The following is a 15,914-nucleotide window of genomic DNA, read 5'->3' as shown; positions in this document are numbered from 1 at the left end:
AAAACGAGGAGTGCATCCATGGATATCCGTGGTCTGGGTTACGTCACCCTGTTATCCAGCGACCTGGCGCAATGGCGTCAGTACGCAAGCCAGGTGCTGGGCATGATGGTGGCCGGCAGCGATGACGATGAGCGGCTGTACCTGAAAATGGACGAGCGCCATTACCGCATTCTGGTGGAGAAAAGTACTGAGAACGGCTTCGGTGCGTGCGGCTGGGAAGTGCCTGGCAAAGCGGCGCTTGAACATGCTGTCAGCGTTCTGGAGCAGGCCGATGTGCAAGTCACCCGCGGCACCGTGGCCCAGGCCGAGGTTCGCAAGGTCCAGGAACTGGTGCACTTCAGCGACCCGGATGGCAATCGCCACGAACTGTTCTGGGGCCCGTTACAGGACTTCGCACGCTTCGTCTCGCCTGTCGGCGTCAAGGGTTTTGTCACCAACGAATTGGGCATGGGCCACGTGGTACTGCCGGCGCCGAGCTTCGAGCGTTGCCGGGATTTTTACGAGCAAGTCCTCGGTTTCGGTCTGTCCGACCTGATGAAAGTCCGCTTCACTCCGGACCCGGCCGAGCCGCAAAAGCGCATCCACTTCCTGCACTGCAATAACGGTCGGCACCACTCGCTGGCGATCTTCGAGTGCCCGATGCCCCACGGCTGCGTGCACATGATGGTCGAGGTCAACGCGCTGGACGAAGTCGGTCGCGCTCTCGATCGCGTGCACGCCAACGGTGTGAAGCTGTCGGCCACCCTGGGCCAGCACACCAACGATCAGATGATTTCGTTCTACATCAAGACGCCGTCCGGGTTTGACCTGGAATACGGCTGCGATGGCCTGGTGGTGGATTGGGATCGCCACACACCTTTTGAAAGCACGGTGGTCAGCCACTGGGGCCACGACTTCAGTGTCGGTCGCCAATGAGGACGATGACGATGGACAAGCGAATGACCACGGCCGAGATGGTCGGCCAACTGCGTGACGGCATGACCATCGGCATCGGTGGCTGGGGGCCGCGGCGCAAACCCATGGCGTTGGTGCGGGAGATTCTGCGCTCCGACCTCAAGGACCTCACCGTGGTCGCCTACGGTGGTGCGGATGTCGGCATGCTCTGCGCGGCCGGCAAGATCAGGAAACTGGTGTTCGCCTTCGTTTCCCTGGATTTCATTCCACTGGAACCGTACTTCCGCAAGGCACGCCAAGAGGCGGCGCTAGAGGTGATGGAAATCGACGAAGGCATGCTGCTGCTCGGTCTGCGGGCCGCAGCGATGAATGTGCCGTTTATTCCGACGGCAGTTGGTCTGGGCACCGACGTGCTGCGCCACAACCGGCAGATCAAATTGATTGCCTCGCCCTATGCCGATGGCAAGGACTGGGTCGCGATGCCTGCGCTCAAACTGGATGCGGCGCTGATTCACGTCGACCGTGCCGATGCGCGCGGTGTCTGCCAGATCAGCGGCCCCGATCACTACATGGACGACCTGTTCGTACGTGCCGCGACCCGCAGCTACGTGACCTGCGATGAACTGGTGGACAGCGAGTATTTCCACGCCGATGCCGGCCACGCGCATCAAGTGTTTTGGGAACGCAACCTGACCACCGCCGTGGCCCACGTGCCGGGCGGCGCGCATCCGTCTTCCTGCGCGCCGCTGTACGGTTTCGATGTCACGCATTTCAAGGCTTACAACGCTACGGCCCAAGCCGTCGATGGCTGGCAGGAGTATGTCCGCAACTACGTCGACTGCACCCACGAACAGTATATGGACAAGGTCGGCGGCCTGGCTGCGATCCGCCAACTGCCGTTGCCGATTTTTTAAGGGAGCCTTGCGATGAGCACTACCACTTACAGCCTCGCCGAATTGATGATCTGCGCCGCCTCCGAAGCCTGGCGCGACGATGGCGAGGTTCTGGCCAGCGGCATCGGCGTGATCCCGCGCCTGGCCGCCTCATTGAGCATGCTCGGCAGCAATCCGCAGCTGCTGATGACCGACTCCGAGGCCTACATGGTCGCCGAGCCGGTGCCGCTCGGCGCGCGCAACGGCTACCAGCCCAAGCGCGAAAGCTGGATGGGTTTTTCGCGGATTTTCGATAACGTGTGGGGCGGCAAGCGCCATGCGCTGGTCGGCCCGACCCAGATCGACCGTTTCGGCCAGGCCAACATTTCGTGCATCGGTGACTACGCCAAACCCAAGGCGCAAATGCTCGGCGTGCGCGGTTTTCCCGGCAACTCCATCAGCCACGCCAACTCCTTTTGCGTACCCAGCCACAACCGTCGGGTGTTCGTCGAAGGCGAGGTCGATATGGTCGCCTCGGTCGGCTACAACCCGGCCCGCCTGGCGCGCGGCTGGTCGCTGGACGACATCGATATCCGCCTGATCATCACTGACCTCTGCGTGCTGGATTTCCTGGGCCCGCATCGGCAAATGCGCATTCGCTCGCTGCACCCCGGCGTGACGGTGGCCGAGGTTCAGGACAACACCGGATTTGCCCTGCATGTACCGCAAGACTGCCCGATCACGGCTGCCCCGACCGTCGAGCAATTGCAGCTGATCCAGCGCCTGGACCCGCACAACCTGCGCGCCAGCCAGCTCAAAGACAACCCGCCAGGCCAACGCTGAGCGCCCCCGTTTCGGAGAAAAGTGATGGCTGAACATAACGACAGGAACGAGGCCGACGTGGTGCTTTACGAGGTGCGCGGCGCGGTGGCCCTGGTCACCATGAATCGCCCCGAGTACCACAACGCGCAGAATTCGCAGATGACCTACGCGCTGGATGCAGCGTTTCGCCGGGCCTGCGATGACGATGAGGTGAAAGTCATAGTGCTGCGTGGTGCCGGCAAGCATTTCTCCGCCGGGCATGACATCGGCACGCCGGGTCGCGACGTCAATCAGACCTTCGACCGTGCCAGCCTGTGGTACGACCATGTGAACAAACCGGGCGGCGAGTTCCTTTATGCCCGAGAGCAGGAAGTCTATCTGGGCATGTGCCGCCGCTGGCGCGAAATGCCCAAGCCGACCATCGCCATGGTCCAGGGGGCGTGCATCGCGGGCGGGCTGATGCTGGCCTGGGTGTGCGACCTGATCGTCGCCAGTGAGGATGCTTACTTCGCGGATCCGGTGGTGCGAATGGGCATTCCCGGGGTCGAGTACTTCGCCCATGTGCATGAGCTGAACGCGCGAATCGCCAAGGAGTTTTTGTTCCTCGGTGAGCGCATGCCGGCGGCGCGCGCCTACCAGATGGGCATGCTCAACCGGGTTGTGGCCCGCGATGAACTGGAACAGCAAACCCTCGACATCGCCGGACGCGTAGCGCAGATGCCGCGCCTCGGTCTGCAACTGAGCAAGCAGGCAGTCAATAACGCCGAAGACCTGATGGGCAAGCGCGCGACCATGGACATGGTCTTTGGCCTGCACCACTTTGCCCATGCGCACAATGAGCTGGTCTCGGGTGACCGACTCGGCGGATATGACGCCAAGGCCATGGCCCGTTCGCAACGCACCTCGGGCGGAGCGTGAGCATGGCGATCTCTTTGAATACCCGCCTGACCGAATTACTTGGCTGTCGCTATCCGATCATCCAGACCGCGATGGGCTGGGTCGCCGACCCGAAACTGGTGGCGGCCACCGGCAATGCCGGCGGCTTTGGTTTTCTCGCCGGGGCGACCATCGAGCCGCAACGGATGGAGGCGGCGATCCTCGAAACCCGGCGTCTGACCGATCAGCCTTTCGGCGTCAATTTTCATATGTACCAGGCCAACGCCGCAGAGATCGTCGAGCTGGTGCTGCGCCACAACGTCAGGGCGGTCAGCTACAGCCGCTCGCCCGGCAAGCAAATGATCAGCCGTCTGAAGGACGCCGGCGTGGTGTGCATCCCCACCGTTGGAGCGCTCAAGCACGCGCAGAAAGCCGTGGAAATGGGCGCCGATGCGGTCACCGTACAAGGCGGCGAGGGCGGTGGGCATACCGGGTCGGTGCCGACTTCGTTACTGCTCGATCAAGTCGTCAACGCGGTCTCGGTGCCCGTGGTGGCCGCCGGTGGTTTCAAGGATGGTAACGGTCTGGTCTCGGCCCTGGCCTACGGCGCCGAAGGTATCGCTATGGGCACGCGCTTTCTGATGTGCGCCGACAGCCCGGTACCGCAGGCGACCCTGTCGCGTTACCTCGCGGTCAAGGACCCGGCGGCGATCATCATCAGTCGCGCCATCGACGGTATGCCGCAACGGATGATTCGCAACGAATTGCTCAACCAGCTTGAAGCGAGTGGTGTTTTCAAACGCTGGTTGTTGGCGGTCCGCAGTGGCCTGGCTTACCGCCGCCACAGTGGCATGAGCCTGACGCAACTGCTCACCAGCGCGCTGAAAATGCGCGGCAGCGGTGAGCTGACGGCCGCGCAAAGCATCATGGCCGCCAACGCGCCGATGGTGATCCAGAAAGCCATGGTCGACGGGCTGCCGGCCGAAGGTGTACTGCCCGCCGGCCAGATCGCCGCGTCTATCGACAGTTTGCCCAGCTGCGCCCAATTGATTGAACAGATCGTCCGGGACGCCGAAGCGCGTCTGGGCGAGCTGTGCCGCCGTGTGTCGTGAAGGGGAAAGGCATGAAACCATTTAGCGTCAGTATCGATAACGGCATTGCCGAACTGGTGTTCAACCAGCCACCGGTCAACGCCTTCAATTGCCAGGGCTGGGCCGATATCGCCAGCGAGATCGAAGGCCTCGGTCGCGACGCCAGCGTGCGGGTGATCGTGATTCGCGCCGAAGGGCGCGGCTTCTGCGCCGGGGTCGATATCAAGGAACTCGCCGCCGACGGCAACCTGATCGTGGCGGTGAACAAAGGCAACTACGACAGCTTCAAGGCGATCCACCGCAACCCGAAACCGGTGATCGTCGCCGTACACGGCTTCGTCCTCGGCGGCGGCATTGGCATCTGCGGCGCGGCCGACATTCTGGTGGCCTCCGAGTGCGCGCGCTTCGGCGTGCCCGAGGTCGATCGCGGTGCCATGGGCGGCGGCGCGCATTTGCAGCGGTTGTTTCCGGTGCAGAAGGTCCGTCACATGTACTTCACCGGCGAGATGATCGACGCCGCCGAAGCCTGGCGCCTGGGTGCGGTAGAGCGTGTGGTCAAGCGCGAGGACTTGCGTGAGGCCGCGTTGCAGATCGCCCGCACCATCGCCGCCAAGAGCCCGGCCATGATCAGCCTCGCCAAAGAAGCGCTGAGCGGTATCGAAGACGGCAATCTGGAAGACAAATATCGCTGGGAGCAGGGCTTCACGCTCGAGGCTTATCGCTCACTGGACTCACAGGAAGCACGCGACTCGTTCGTCGAGAAGCGCGATGCCCACTTCAACGGCTGAAGGCACTCTCATGGACCTGACATACACCCCGGCCCAGCAGGCCTTTCGCGCCGAAGCGCGGACCTGGCTGGCGGCCAATGTACCCCGCGAACCGCTGCAATCGTTCGACACAGAGCAAGGCTTTGCCGAGCACCGTGCCTGGGAAAACCGGCTTAACGACGGTCGCTGGGGCATGGTCACCTGGCCGATCGATCTCGGCGGGCGCGGTTGCGACTTGATCGAGTGGTTGATCTTCGAGGAGGAATACTACCGCTCTGGCGCGCCTGCACGGGTTAACCAGAACGGCATCTTCCTGCTCGGCCCGACGCTGATGGAATACGGCAGCGAGGAACAGAAAGCGCGCTTTTTGCCGCGTATGGCCACGGGCGAAGACATCTGGGCCCAGGCCTGGTCCGAGCCAGGCGCCGGCTCCGACATGGCGGCGATCCGCTCGCGCGCCGAACGGGTGGGCGACCATTACGTGATCAACGGCCAGAAAACCTGGTCGACTCGCGCCGTGTGGGCAGACTGGGTGTTCGGCATTTTCCGCACCGACCCTCACTCCCAGCGCCATCAGGGCCTGACGTTTATTCTGCTGCCGCTCGACAGCCCGGGGATCACGGTACGGCCTATTCCTCAGCTCAATGGTTTGCCCGGGTTCGCCGAGATTTTCTTCGACGACGTCAAGGTTCCTGCGGAAAACGCGCTGGGCGGCGAGGGCATGGGTTGGCATGTGGCGATGTCCACCGCCGGGTTCGAGCGTGGTTTGCTGCTGCGTTCACCCGCACGCTTTCAGGAAACCGCTCGGCGACTGGTGCAGCTGTACCAGGCCAACCGCGAGCAGGCTGACCGTGACCCGGCCATTGGCGAGTCGGTGATGCGCGCCTGGCTGGACGCCGAGGCTTACACCCTGAGCACCTACATGACCGCCTCGAAACTGGTGCAGGGCGGCAAGATCGGACCGGAGTCTTCGACCAACAAAATCTTCTGGTCGGAACTCGATCAGCGCATGCACGACACCGCCATGAGCATTCTCGGCTTGCGTGGCGAGCTGCTGCCCGAAGCACCTGCTGCTGGCGATGTCGGCCATTGGCTGGAAGGTTTTCTGTTTGCCCAGGCCGGACCGATCTATGCCGGCACCAACGAGATCCAGCGCAACATCATTGCCGAACGCATGCTCGGCATGCCGCGTGCCTGAGGAATAGACCATGGACTTTAGTTTCAGCCGCGACCAGTTGCTGTTCCAGGACAACGTCAGAAGTTTTCTGATCAACGAGGTCACCCCCGAGCGCATTCGTGAACTGTGGCTCAGCGATAGCGGGCGCAGCGATCAGCTCTGGGCCCAATTGGTGGAGTTAGGCCTGACTGCGCTGACCGTTCCCGAAGAGCAAGACGGGATGGGTATGAATGAATTGGATTTCATTCTGCTTGCTCAGGAATGTGGTTATGCCGGTCTGCCCGAGCCGCTGGTGGAGACGATGCTGATCGGCGTGCCGTTGCTCGCCGCCCTTGATGAAAGCCACGCGGCGCTCAAACAGCACTGGCTGGCGCGCGTCGCGGAAGGTCGCGCACGGTTGGCGATTGCCGAGCCGGGTAACCCGCTGGTCAGTGATGCTCACGTCGCCGATTTGCTGTTGTTGGCTCATGGTGATGAGGTGCATGCGATCGAACCTGGCGCAGTGCGCCTGACGCGCAATGTGTCGGTCGATCCCAGTCGTCAGTTGTTTCAGGTCGACTGGACGCCAACGCCCGCCACCTGCGTGGCCGCTGGCGAACAGGGCCGGCACTTGTGGGCCGCCGCGTTTAATCGCGGCGCGCTGGGCTGTGCCGCGCAAATGCTGGGGCTGGCCAAGCGCATGGTCGACCTCGCGGTGGATTACACCTTTGAACGCAAACAGTTCGGCAAACCGGTGGGCTCGTTCCAGGCGGTCAAGCATTTGATGGCCAACGTCGCGGTGCAGATCGAGTTCGCCAAAGGGCCGCTGTATCGCGCGGCCTATGCACTGGCCGAGCAGCAACCGGGGCAAGACGTGCTGGTGTCCCACGCCAAACTGGCGACGGCGGAAGCGGTGATGCTGGCCGCAAAAAACACCATTCAGGCCCACGGCGCTATGGGTTACACCTGGGAAGTCGATCTGCATTTGTTCATGAAGCGCGCCTGGGCGCTGGACAAAGTCTGGGGTGATCGCGGCCATCACAAAGGGCGGATCCGCGCGGCTTTGTTCGACGGCAATCCAGCACTGGGTGCTGGCAACACTTTCTGACGGCGACGGTGCCCGACTTCAACATTTACCCCGAGGTACACCATGCCTGAAGCCTATATTGTCGACGCCCTGCGCACGCCCACCGGACGGCGCAAAGGTCGTTTGAGCCAGATTCACGCCGCCGATCTGGGCGCCCACGTCTTGCGTGCGCTGGTCGAGCGCAACGACATCCCCGATGACGATTACGACGACGTGATCTTCGGCTGTGTCGACACCATCGGTCCGCTGGCCGGAGACATTGCCCGCACCTGTTGGCTGGCCGCGGGCCTGTCGCATGCGGTACCCGGCACCACCATCGATCGCCAGTGTGGTTCGTCCCAGCAAGCGGTGCACTTTGCCGCCCAAGCGGTGATGAGCGGCACCCAGGATGTGGTCGTCGCCGGCGGCGTGCAAACCATGACCCAGATTCCAATTTCCTCGGCCATGATCGCTGCCGAACCGCTGGGCTTCAGTGATCCGTTCAGCGGCTCCGAAGGTTGGGTCCGGCGTTATGGCGCACAACCGCCGACTCAATTCCGTTCGGCGCAAATGATTGCCGAGAAGTGGGGGCTGTCCCGCGAACAACTGGAAGCCTATTCACTGGAGTCTCATCAGCGGGCATTGCGGGCCATCGAGCAAGGGCGGTTCAACCGGGAAATCGTGCCACTGGCCGGAGTCGTGCACGACGAAACGCCGCGCCAGACCAGCCTGGCGAAAATGGCCGAACTGGACGTTCTCTTTGGCTGCGACCGGGTGACCGCGGCAGTGTCCAGCCAGACCTGCGACGCGGCCAGCGCGATGCTGATCGTTTCTGAAACAGCGCTCAAACGCTACGGACTGACACCGCGCGCGCGTATCCACCACCTCAGCGTGCGTGCCGAAGACCCGATCTGGATGCTCACCGCTCCAATCCCGGCCACCGCTTATGCACTCAAGCGAGCCGGAATGAAGCTTGAAGACATCGACCGGGTGGAGATCAACGAAGCCTTCGCCTCGGTGGCCATGGCCTGGCTCAAGGAGACGGGTTATCCCCACGAACAGACCAACGTCAACGGCGGGGCGATTGCCCTCGGCCATCCGCTGGGCGCCACCGGCACCCGGTTGATGTGCACGCTGTTGCATGAACTGGAGCGCAGCGGGGGACGCTTCGGCTTGCAGACCATGTGCGAAGGCGGCGGCCAGGCCAACGTGACGATTATCGAACGCTTGTAAGCGATGTATTTGAAGGGAGCAGGAACATGAAAATCTGTGAGAACCGCGTAGTGATCATCACCGGTGCCGGCGGTGGTCTGGGCCGGGCCTACGCGCTGGCCTTCGCCGCCGAGGGCGCTAAAGTGGTGGTCAACGATATCAATCGTGAAGCAGCGCTGGCCGTGGTCGGCGAAATTCTCGGGCAGGGTGGAAGCGCCGTGGCCAACAGCAACGACATCACCCGTTACGACGATGCGGCGTTGATCGTGCGCCAAGCAATAGAAACCTTCGGCGGCCTGGACGTGGTGGTCAACAACGCCGGCATCTGTCGCGACCGCATGTTCGCCAGCCTCACCGAAGCCGATTGGGATGCGGTGGTGGCCGTGCACCTCAAAGGTCACTTCTGTATCGCCAGCCACGCCGCGCGTTACTGGCGCGAGCAAGCCAAGGGGGGCGCGCAGCTGAGTGCGCGGATCATCAATACCAGTTCCGGGGCCGGTTTGCAGGGCTCCATCGGTCAATCCAACTATGCCGCTGCCAAGGCTGGTATCGCTGCGTTGACGCTGGTGCAGGCGGCCGAACTGGGTCGCTATGGCATAACCGTCAACGCCCTGGCCCCGGCCGCGCGCACCGGCATGACCGAGCAAGTGTTCGCCGATACCATGAAAAAACCCGAAGAGGGCTTCGACTACTTCGCTCCGGAAAACGTTGCGCCGCTGGTGGTCTGGCTCGGCTCGCAAGCGTCCAGTGCGGTCAACGGGCAGATGTTCGAAGTCGAGGGCGGCAAGTTGTCGATTGCTGACGGCTGGCGTAGAGGTCCGGAACTGGACAGGCAAGGGCGTTGGGCGGTGGGCGAGGTGGGTCAGGCGGTAGAGCAATTGATGGCCAGGGCGGTACCACCGGCGAAAGTGTACGGCAGCTGATTGGGCCGCCCTAAGGGGATCAAGCACTTGGTGCTTGGTCCTGTTTCTCGTTTTGGGGCTGCGCAAAACTATCCAAGGACTTTGGGATTTCCAATCCTTCTATATAGAAGGATTCGTTTTGCTCTCCTATATAGAGAGGAAACCGGCTGTTTTCCGGCTTTCTACAAGTGATTGATAGAAAAGCGTAATTAAGGGTTGACGGCAGATTCTGGAAGTCTATAATTCGCCCCACTTCCGGCGCAGTCGAAACGGAAAACTCCTTGGCAAACAATGAGTTACGCAGTTTTCGACAACGAGTTGCTTCAGGTCATCGAAGCCCAGAAGGAGTTGAAAGAGCGAGGTTGTTTGGCTCTTTTAACGATTCGATCTTCTCGGTCGAAAGCGGTGTAAAAGAGGTGTTGACAGCAGCGAGTAACGCTGTAGAATTCGCCTCCCGCTAACGAGAGATCGGAAGCGCAAGTGGTTGAAGTTGCAAAGGAAACTTTGAAAACTTCGAGAAATAACCGCTTGACAGCAACAGAGGCTGCTGTAGAATGCGCGCCTCGGTTGAGACGAAAGATCTTAACCAACCGCTCTTTAACAACTGAATCAAGCAATTCGTGTGGGTGCTTGTGGAGTCAGACTGATAGTCAACAAGATTATCAGCATCACAAGTTACTCCGCGAGAAATCAAAGATGTAACCAACGATTGCTGAGCCAAGTTTAGGGTTTCTTAAAAACCCAAAGATGTTTGAACTGAAGAGTTTGATCATGGCTCAGATTGAACGCTGGCGGCAGGCCTAACACATGCAAGTCGAGCGGCAGCACGGGTACTTGTACCTGGTGGCGAGCGGCGGACGGGTGAGTAATGCCTAGGAATCTGCCTGGTAGTGGGGGATAACGCTCGGAAACGGACGCTAATACCGCATACGTCCTACGGGAGAAAGCAGGGGACCTTCGGGCCTTGCGCTATCAGATGAGCCTAGGTCGGATTAGCTAGTTGGTGAGGTAATGGCTCACCAAGGCGACGATCCGTAACTGGTCTGAGAGGATGATCAGTCACACTGGAACTGAGACACGGTCCAGACTCCTACGGGAGGCAGCAGTGGGGAATATTGGACAATGGGCGAAAGCCTGATCCAGCCATGCCGCGTGTGTGAAGAAGGTCTTCGGATTGTAAAGCACTTTAAGTTGGGAGGAAGGGCATTTACCTAATACGTAAGTGTTTTGACGTTACCGACAGAATAAGCACCGGCTAACTCTGTGCCAGCAGCCGCGGTAATACAGAGGGTGCAAGCGTTAATCGGAATTACTGGGCGTAAAGCGCGCGTAGGTGGTTTGTTAAGTTGGATGTGAAATCCCCGGGCTCAACCTGGGAACTGCATTCAAAACTGACAAGCTAGAGTATGGTAGAGGGTGGTGGAATTTCCTGTGTAGCGGTGAAATGCGTAGATATAGGAAGGAACACCAGTGGCGAAGGCGACCACCTGGACTGATACTGACACTGAGGTGCGAAAGCGTGGGGAGCAAACAGGATTAGATACCCTGGTAGTCCACGCCGTAAACGATGTCAACTAGCCGTTGGGAGCCTTGAGCTCTTAGTGGCGCAGCTAACGCATTAAGTTGACCGCCTGGGGAGTACGGCCGCAAGGTTAAAACTCAAATGAATTGACGGGGGCCCGCACAAGCGGTGGAGCATGTGGTTTAATTCGAAGCAACGCGAAGAACCTTACCAGGCCTTGACATCCAATGAACTTTCCAGAGATGGATTGGTGCCTTCGGGAACATTGAGACAGGTGCTGCATGGCTGTCGTCAGCTCGTGTCGTGAGATGTTGGGTTAAGTCCCGTAACGAGCGCAACCCTTGTCCTTAGTTACCAGCACGTAATGGTGGGCACTCTAAGGAGACTGCCGGTGACAAACCGGAGGAAGGTGGGGATGACGTCAAGTCATCATGGCCCTTACGGCCTGGGCTACACACGTGCTACAATGGTCGGTACAGAGGGTTGCCAAGCCGCGAGGTGGAGCTAATCCCAGAAAACCGATCGTAGTCCGGATCGCAGTCTGCAACTCGACTGCGTGAAGTCGGAATCGCTAGTAATCGCGAATCAGAATGTCGCGGTGAATACGTTCCCGGGCCTTGTACACACCGCCCGTCACACCATGGGAGTGGGTTGCACCAGAAGTAGCTAGTCTAACCTTCGGGAGGACGGTTACCACGGTGTGATTCATGACTGGGGTGAAGTCGTAACAAGGTAGCCGTAGGGGAACCTGCGGCTGGATCACCTCCTTAATCGACGACATCAGCTGCTCCATAAGCTCCCACACGAATTGCTTGATTCATTGAAGAAGACGATAAGAAGCAGCCCGAAATTGGGTCTGTAGCTCAGTTGGTTAGAGCGCACCCCTGATAAGGGTGAGGTCGGCAGTTCGAATCTGCCCAGACCCACCAATTTTGTGTGGGAACCTGTAGAAATACGGGGCCATAGCTCAGCTGGGAGAGCGCCTGCCTTGCACGCAGGAGGTCAACGGTTCGATCCCGTTTGGCTCCACCACTACTGCTTCTGTTTGTTGAAAGCTTAGAAATGAGCATTCCATCGCACGATGGTGAATGTTGATTTCTAGTCTTTGGATTAGATCGTTCTTTAAAAATTTGGGTATGTGATAGAAAGATAGACTGGACCACACTTTCACTGGTGTGGGATCAGGCTAAGGTAAAATTTGTGAGTTAAATTGCGAATTTTCGGCGAATGTCGTCTTCACAGTATAACCAGATTGCTTGGGGTTATATGGTCAAGTGAAGAAGCGCATACGGTGGATGCCTTGGCAGTCAGAGGCGATGAAAGACGTGGTAGCCTGCGAAAAGCTTCGGGGAGTCGGCAAACAGACTTTGATCCGGAGATGTCTGAATGGGGGAACCCAGCCATCATAAGATGGTTATCTTAAGCTGAATACATAGGCTTAAGAGGCGAACCAGGGGAACTGAAACATCTAAGTACCCTGAGGAAAAGAAATCAACCGAGATTCCCTTAGTAGTGGCGAGCGAACGGGGACTAGCCCTTAAGTGGCTTTGAGATTAGCGGAACGTTCTGGAAAGTACGGCCATAGTGGGTGATAGCCCTGTACGCGAAAATCTCTTAGTCATGAAATCGAGTAGGACGGAGCACGAGAAACTTTGTCTGAATATGGGGGGACCATCCTCCAAGGCTAAATACTACTGACTGACCGATAGTGAACTAGTACCGTGAGGGAAAGGCGAAAAGAACCCCGGAGAGGGGAGTGAAATAGATCCTGAAACCGTATGCGTACAAGCAGTGGGAGCCCACTTTGTTGGGTGACTGCGTACCTTTTGTATAATGGGTCAGCGACTTATTTTCAGTGGCGAGCTTAACCGAATAGGGGAGGCGTAGCGAAAGCGAGTCTTAATAGGGCGTCTAGTCGCTGGGAATAGACCCGAAACCGGGCGATCTATCCATGGGCAGGTTGAAGGTTGGGTAACACTAACTGGAGGACCGAACCGACTACCGTTGAAAAGTTAGCGGATGACCTGTGGATCGGAGTGAAAGGCTAATCAAGCTCGGAGATAGCTGGTTCTCCTCGAAAGCTATTTAGGTAGCGCCTCATGTATCACTGTAGGGGGTAGAGCACTGTTTCGGCTAGGGGGTCATCCCGACTTACCAAACCGATGCAAACTCCGAATACCTACAAGTGCCGAGCATGGGAGACACACGGCGGGTGCTAACGTCCGTCGTGAAAAGGGAAACAACCCAGACCGTCAGCTAAGGTCCCAAAGTTATGGTTAAGTGGGAAACGATGTGGGAAGGCTTAGACAGCTAGGAGGTTGGCTTAGAAGCAGCCACCCTTTAAAGAAAGCGTAATAGCTCACTAGTCGAGTCGGCCTGCGCGGAAGATGTAACGGGGCTCAAACCATACACCGAAGCTACGGGTATCACTTAGGTGATGCGGTAGAGGAGCGTTCTGTAAGCCTGTGAAGGTGAGTTGAGAAGCTTGCTGGAGGTATCAGAAGTGCGAATGCTGACATGAGTAACGACAATGGGTGTGAAAAACACCCACGCCGAAAGACCAAGGTTTCCTGCGCAACGTTAATCGACGCAGGGTTAGTCGGTCCCTAAGGCGAGGCTGAAAAGCGTAGTCGATGGAAAACAGGTTAATATTCCTGTACTTCTGGTTATTGCGATGGAGGGACGGAGAAGGCTAGGCCAGCTTGGCGTTGGTTGTCCAAGTTTAAGGTGGTAGGCTGGAATCTTAGGTAAATCCGGGATTCTAAGGCCGAGAGCTGATGACGAGTTACCCTTTGGGTGACGAAGTGGTTGATGCCATGCTTCCAAGAAAAGCTTCTAAGCTTCAGGTAACCAGGAACCGTACCCCAAACCGACACAGGTGGTTGGGTAGAGAATACCAAGGCGCTTGAGAGAACTCGGGTGAAGGAACTAGGCAAAATGGCACCGTAACTTCGGGAGAAGGTGCGCCGGTGAGGGTGAAGCATTTACTGCGTAAGCCCATGCCGGTCGAAGATACCAGGCCGCTGCGACTGTTTATTAAAAACACAGCACTCTGCAAACACGAAAGTGGACGTATAGGGTGTGACGCCTGCCCGGTGCCGGAAGGTTAATTGATGGGGTTAGCTAACGCGAAGCTCTTGATCGAAGCCCCGGTAAACGGCGGCCGTAACTATAACGGTCCTAAGGTAGCGAAATTCCTTGTCGGGTAAGTTCCGACCTGCACGAATGGCGTAACGATGGCGGCGCTGTCTCCACCCGAGACTCAGTGAAATTGAAATCGCTGTGAAGATGCAGTGTATCCGCGGCTAGACGGAAAGACCCCGTGAACCTTTACTATAGCTTTGCACTGGACTTTGAATTTGCTTGTGTAGGATAGGTGGGAGGCTTTGAAGCGTGGACGCCAGTTCGCGTGGAGCCAACCTTGAAATACCACCCTGGCAACTTTGAGGTTCTAACTCAGGTCCGTTATCCGGATCGAGGACAGTGTATGGTGGGTAGTTTGACTGGGGCGGTCTCCTCCTAAAGAGTAACGGAGGAGTACGAAGGTGCGCTCAGACCGGTCGGAAATCGGTCGTAGAGTATAAAGGCAAAAGCGCGCTTGACTGCGAGACAGACACGTCGAGCAGGTACGAAAGTAGGTCTTAGTGATCCGGTGGTTCTGTATGGAAGGGCCATCGCTCAACGGATAAAAGGTACTCCGGGGATAACAGGCTGATACCGCCCAAGAGTTCATATCGACGGCGGTGTTTGGCACCTCGATGTCGGCTCATCACATCCTGGGGCTGAAGCCGGTCCCAAGGGTATGGCTGTTCGCCATTTAAAGTGGTACGCGAGCTGGGTTTAGAACGTCGTGAGACAGTTCGGTCCCTATCTGCCGTGGACGTTTGAGATTTGAGAGGGGCTGCTCCTAGTACGAGAGGACCGGAGTGGACGAACCTCTGGTGTTCCGGTTGTCACGCCAGTGGCATTGCCGGGTAGCTATGTTCGGAATAGATAACCGCTGAAAGCATCTAAGCGGGAAACTAGCCTCAAGATGAGATCTCACTGGGACCTTGAGTCCCCTGAAGGGCCGTCGAAGACTACGACGTTGATAGGTTGGGTGTGTAAGCGCTGTGAGGCGTTGAGCTAACCAATACTAATTGCCCGTGAGGCTTGACCATATAACACCCAAGCAATTTGCTGACCTGAAGAGGCACCAGATTGCGGTGTGTGAAGACGACACGAGTCGAAAATTCGCAACGCAACACACAAATCTATCACATACCCATTCGCTGGAGCGTGAGCCGCAAGGCAAACGACCTGGCTACCGAATTTCTTGACGACCATAGAGCATTGGAACCACCTGATCCCATCCCGAACTCAGCAGTGAAACGATGCATCGCCGATGGTAGTGTGGGGTTTCCCCATGTGAGAGTAGGTCATCGTCAAGATTAAATTCCGAAACCCCTATCTGCGTATGCAGGTAGGGGTTTTGTTTTGTCCGCAGAAAAGTGGCGTGGCGAAAAAGGGACAGCCCATCGGCTATCCCTGGTTCCAGCAGCATCGTTAGTGAAACTTCGGAAGAACGTATTCAGCGATTTCTTCCATAACCTCGGCAACCGGGCGCTCGCTACGGCGCAGATGCAAGCCAACGTGCTGCACACCTGCTTCACGCAAAGCTTGAAGCTCATCGATCAATGTCAGCCTCCCGCAGCTGCCGCCAAAACGTACACGTCGCATCGGTGCATGAGGATT

General features: G+C 58.3%; 11 protein-coding genes, 2 tRNA genes and 3 rRNA genes. 15 read left to right on the top strand and 1 reads right to left on the bottom strand.

Features of this window, described 5'->3' with window-relative positions; translation table 11 throughout:
• Positions 1–18 precede the first annotated feature (18 nt).
• The 15 genes from ACA056_RS18350 to rrf all read left to right on the top strand — a co-directional run bounded on the left by ACA056_RS18350 (position 19) and on the right by rrf (position 15,610).
• On the top strand, positions 19–915 hold the full coding sequence (locus ACA056_RS18350; protein WP_348131327.1) for a VOC family protein: 897 nt from the start codon (positions 19–21) through the stop codon (positions 913–915).
• A gap of 11 nt (positions 916–926) precedes the next feature.
• Complete coding sequence (locus ACA056_RS18345) at positions 927–1,808, top strand: CoA transferase subunit A (RefSeq protein WP_497266713.1); 882 nt, start codon at positions 927–929, stop codon at positions 1,806–1,808.
• Between the two features lie 12 nt (positions 1,809–1,820).
• Complete coding sequence (locus ACA056_RS18340; protein WP_497266711.1) at positions 1,821–2,609, top strand: CoA-transferase subunit beta; 789 nt, start codon at positions 1,821–1,823, stop codon at positions 2,607–2,609.
• 24 nt (positions 2,610–2,633) lie between these two features.
• A complete protein-coding gene (locus ACA056_RS18335) occupies positions 2,634–3,506 on the top strand; it encodes an enoyl-CoA hydratase (RefSeq protein WP_497266709.1) in 873 nt (290 codons plus the stop codon).
• 2 nt (positions 3,507–3,508) lie between these two features.
• The gene (locus ACA056_RS18330) at positions 3,509–4,576 is read left to right on the top strand and encodes an NAD(P)H-dependent flavin oxidoreductase (RefSeq protein WP_497266707.1); all 1,068 of its coding nucleotides are present in this window, start codon (positions 3,509–3,511) and stop codon (positions 4,574–4,576) included.
• Between the two features lie 11 nt (positions 4,577–4,587).
• The gene (locus ACA056_RS18325; RefSeq protein ID WP_497266705.1) at positions 4,588–5,343 is read left to right on the top strand and encodes an enoyl-CoA hydratase family protein; all 756 of its coding nucleotides are present in this window, start codon (positions 4,588–4,590) and stop codon (positions 5,341–5,343) included.
• A gap of 10 nt (positions 5,344–5,353) precedes the next feature.
• Positions 5,354–6,520, top strand: a complete 1,167-nt coding sequence (locus ACA056_RS18320) for an acyl-CoA dehydrogenase family protein (RefSeq protein ID WP_497266703.1) — start codon at positions 5,354–5,356, stop codon at positions 6,518–6,520.
• A gap of 10 nt (positions 6,521–6,530) precedes the next feature.
• Entirely contained in the window at positions 6,531–7,586 is a 1,056-nt protein-coding gene (locus tag ACA056_RS18315; RefSeq protein WP_497266701.1) for an acyl-CoA dehydrogenase family protein, read from the top strand.
• A 42-nt stretch (positions 7,587–7,628) separates the two neighbouring features.
• The gene (locus ACA056_RS18310) at positions 7,629–8,777 is read left to right on the top strand and encodes an acetyl-CoA C-acetyltransferase (protein WP_497266699.1); all 1,149 of its coding nucleotides are present in this window, start codon (positions 7,629–7,631) and stop codon (positions 8,775–8,777) included.
• 26 nt (positions 8,778–8,803) lie between these two features.
• Positions 8,804–9,679, top strand: a complete 876-nt coding sequence (locus ACA056_RS18305; protein WP_497266697.1) for an SDR family oxidoreductase — start codon at positions 8,804–8,806, stop codon at positions 9,677–9,679.
• A gap of 732 nt (positions 9,680–10,411) precedes the next feature.
• Positions 10,412–11,950: ribosomal RNA gene (locus ACA056_RS18300) — 16S ribosomal RNA — on the top strand.
• Between the two features lie 82 nt (positions 11,951–12,032).
• A tRNA-Ile gene (locus ACA056_RS18295) sits at positions 12,033–12,109 on the top strand.
• Between the two features lie 27 nt (positions 12,110–12,136).
• Positions 12,137–12,212: transfer RNA gene (locus ACA056_RS18290), tRNA-Ala, on the top strand.
• A gap of 236 nt (positions 12,213–12,448) precedes the next feature.
• Positions 12,449–15,340: ribosomal RNA gene (locus ACA056_RS18285) — 23S ribosomal RNA — on the top strand.
• Between the two features lie 154 nt (positions 15,341–15,494).
• Positions 15,495–15,610 (top strand): 5S ribosomal RNA (rrf, locus tag ACA056_RS18280).
• Together the 16S, 23S and 5S rRNA genes with 2 tRNA genes alongside form the textbook arrangement of a ribosomal RNA operon.
• Positions 15,611–15,725: 115 nt before the next feature.
• On the opposite strand, the gene ACA056_RS18275 is transcribed toward rrf, so the two are convergent.
• The gene (locus ACA056_RS18275) at positions 15,726–15,857 is read right to left on the bottom strand and encodes a hypothetical protein (protein ID WP_497266695.1); all 132 of its coding nucleotides are present in this window, start codon (positions 15,855–15,857) and stop codon (positions 15,726–15,728) included.
• Positions 15,858–15,914 lie beyond the last annotated feature (57 nt).

The sequence above is a fragment of the Pseudomonas sp. LBUM1666 genome (assembly GCF_059695775.1).
Note: the sequence above shows the minus strand (reverse complement) of the source record. Positions and strands in the feature narration are given on the sequence as shown.

Bases quoted from the DNA above. Each gene is read 5' to 3' on its own strand.
- ACA056_RS18320 (WP_497266703.1), top strand. From the start codon at position 5,354: ATGGACCTGACATACACCCCGGCCCAGCAGGCCTTTCGCGCCGAAGCG.
- ACA056_RS18325 (WP_497266705.1), top strand. From the start codon at position 4,588: ATGAAACCATTTAGCGTCAGTATCGATAACGGCATTGCCGAACTGGTG.
- ACA056_RS18330 (WP_497266707.1), top strand. From the start codon at position 3,509: ATGGCGATCTCTTTGAATACCCGCCTGACCGAATTACTTGGCTGTCGC.
- ACA056_RS18340 (WP_497266711.1), top strand. From the start codon at position 1,821: ATGAGCACTACCACTTACAGCCTCGCCGAATTGATGATCTGCGCCGCC.
- ACA056_RS18350 (WP_348131327.1), top strand. From the start codon at position 19: ATGGATATCCGTGGTCTGGGTTACGTCACCCTGTTATCCAGCGACCTG.
- ACA056_RS18305 (WP_497266697.1), top strand. From the start codon at position 8,804: ATGAAAATCTGTGAGAACCGCGTAGTGATCATCACCGGTGCCGGCGGT.
- ACA056_RS18335 (WP_497266709.1), top strand. From the start codon at position 2,634: ATGGCTGAACATAACGACAGGAACGAGGCCGACGTGGTGCTTTACGAG.
- ACA056_RS18315 (WP_497266701.1), top strand. From the start codon at position 6,531: ATGGACTTTAGTTTCAGCCGCGACCAGTTGCTGTTCCAGGACAACGTC.
- ACA056_RS18345 (WP_497266713.1), top strand. From the start codon at position 927: ATGGACAAGCGAATGACCACGGCCGAGATGGTCGGCCAACTGCGTGAC.
- ACA056_RS18310 (WP_497266699.1), top strand. From the start codon at position 7,629: ATGCCTGAAGCCTATATTGTCGACGCCCTGCGCACGCCCACCGGACGG.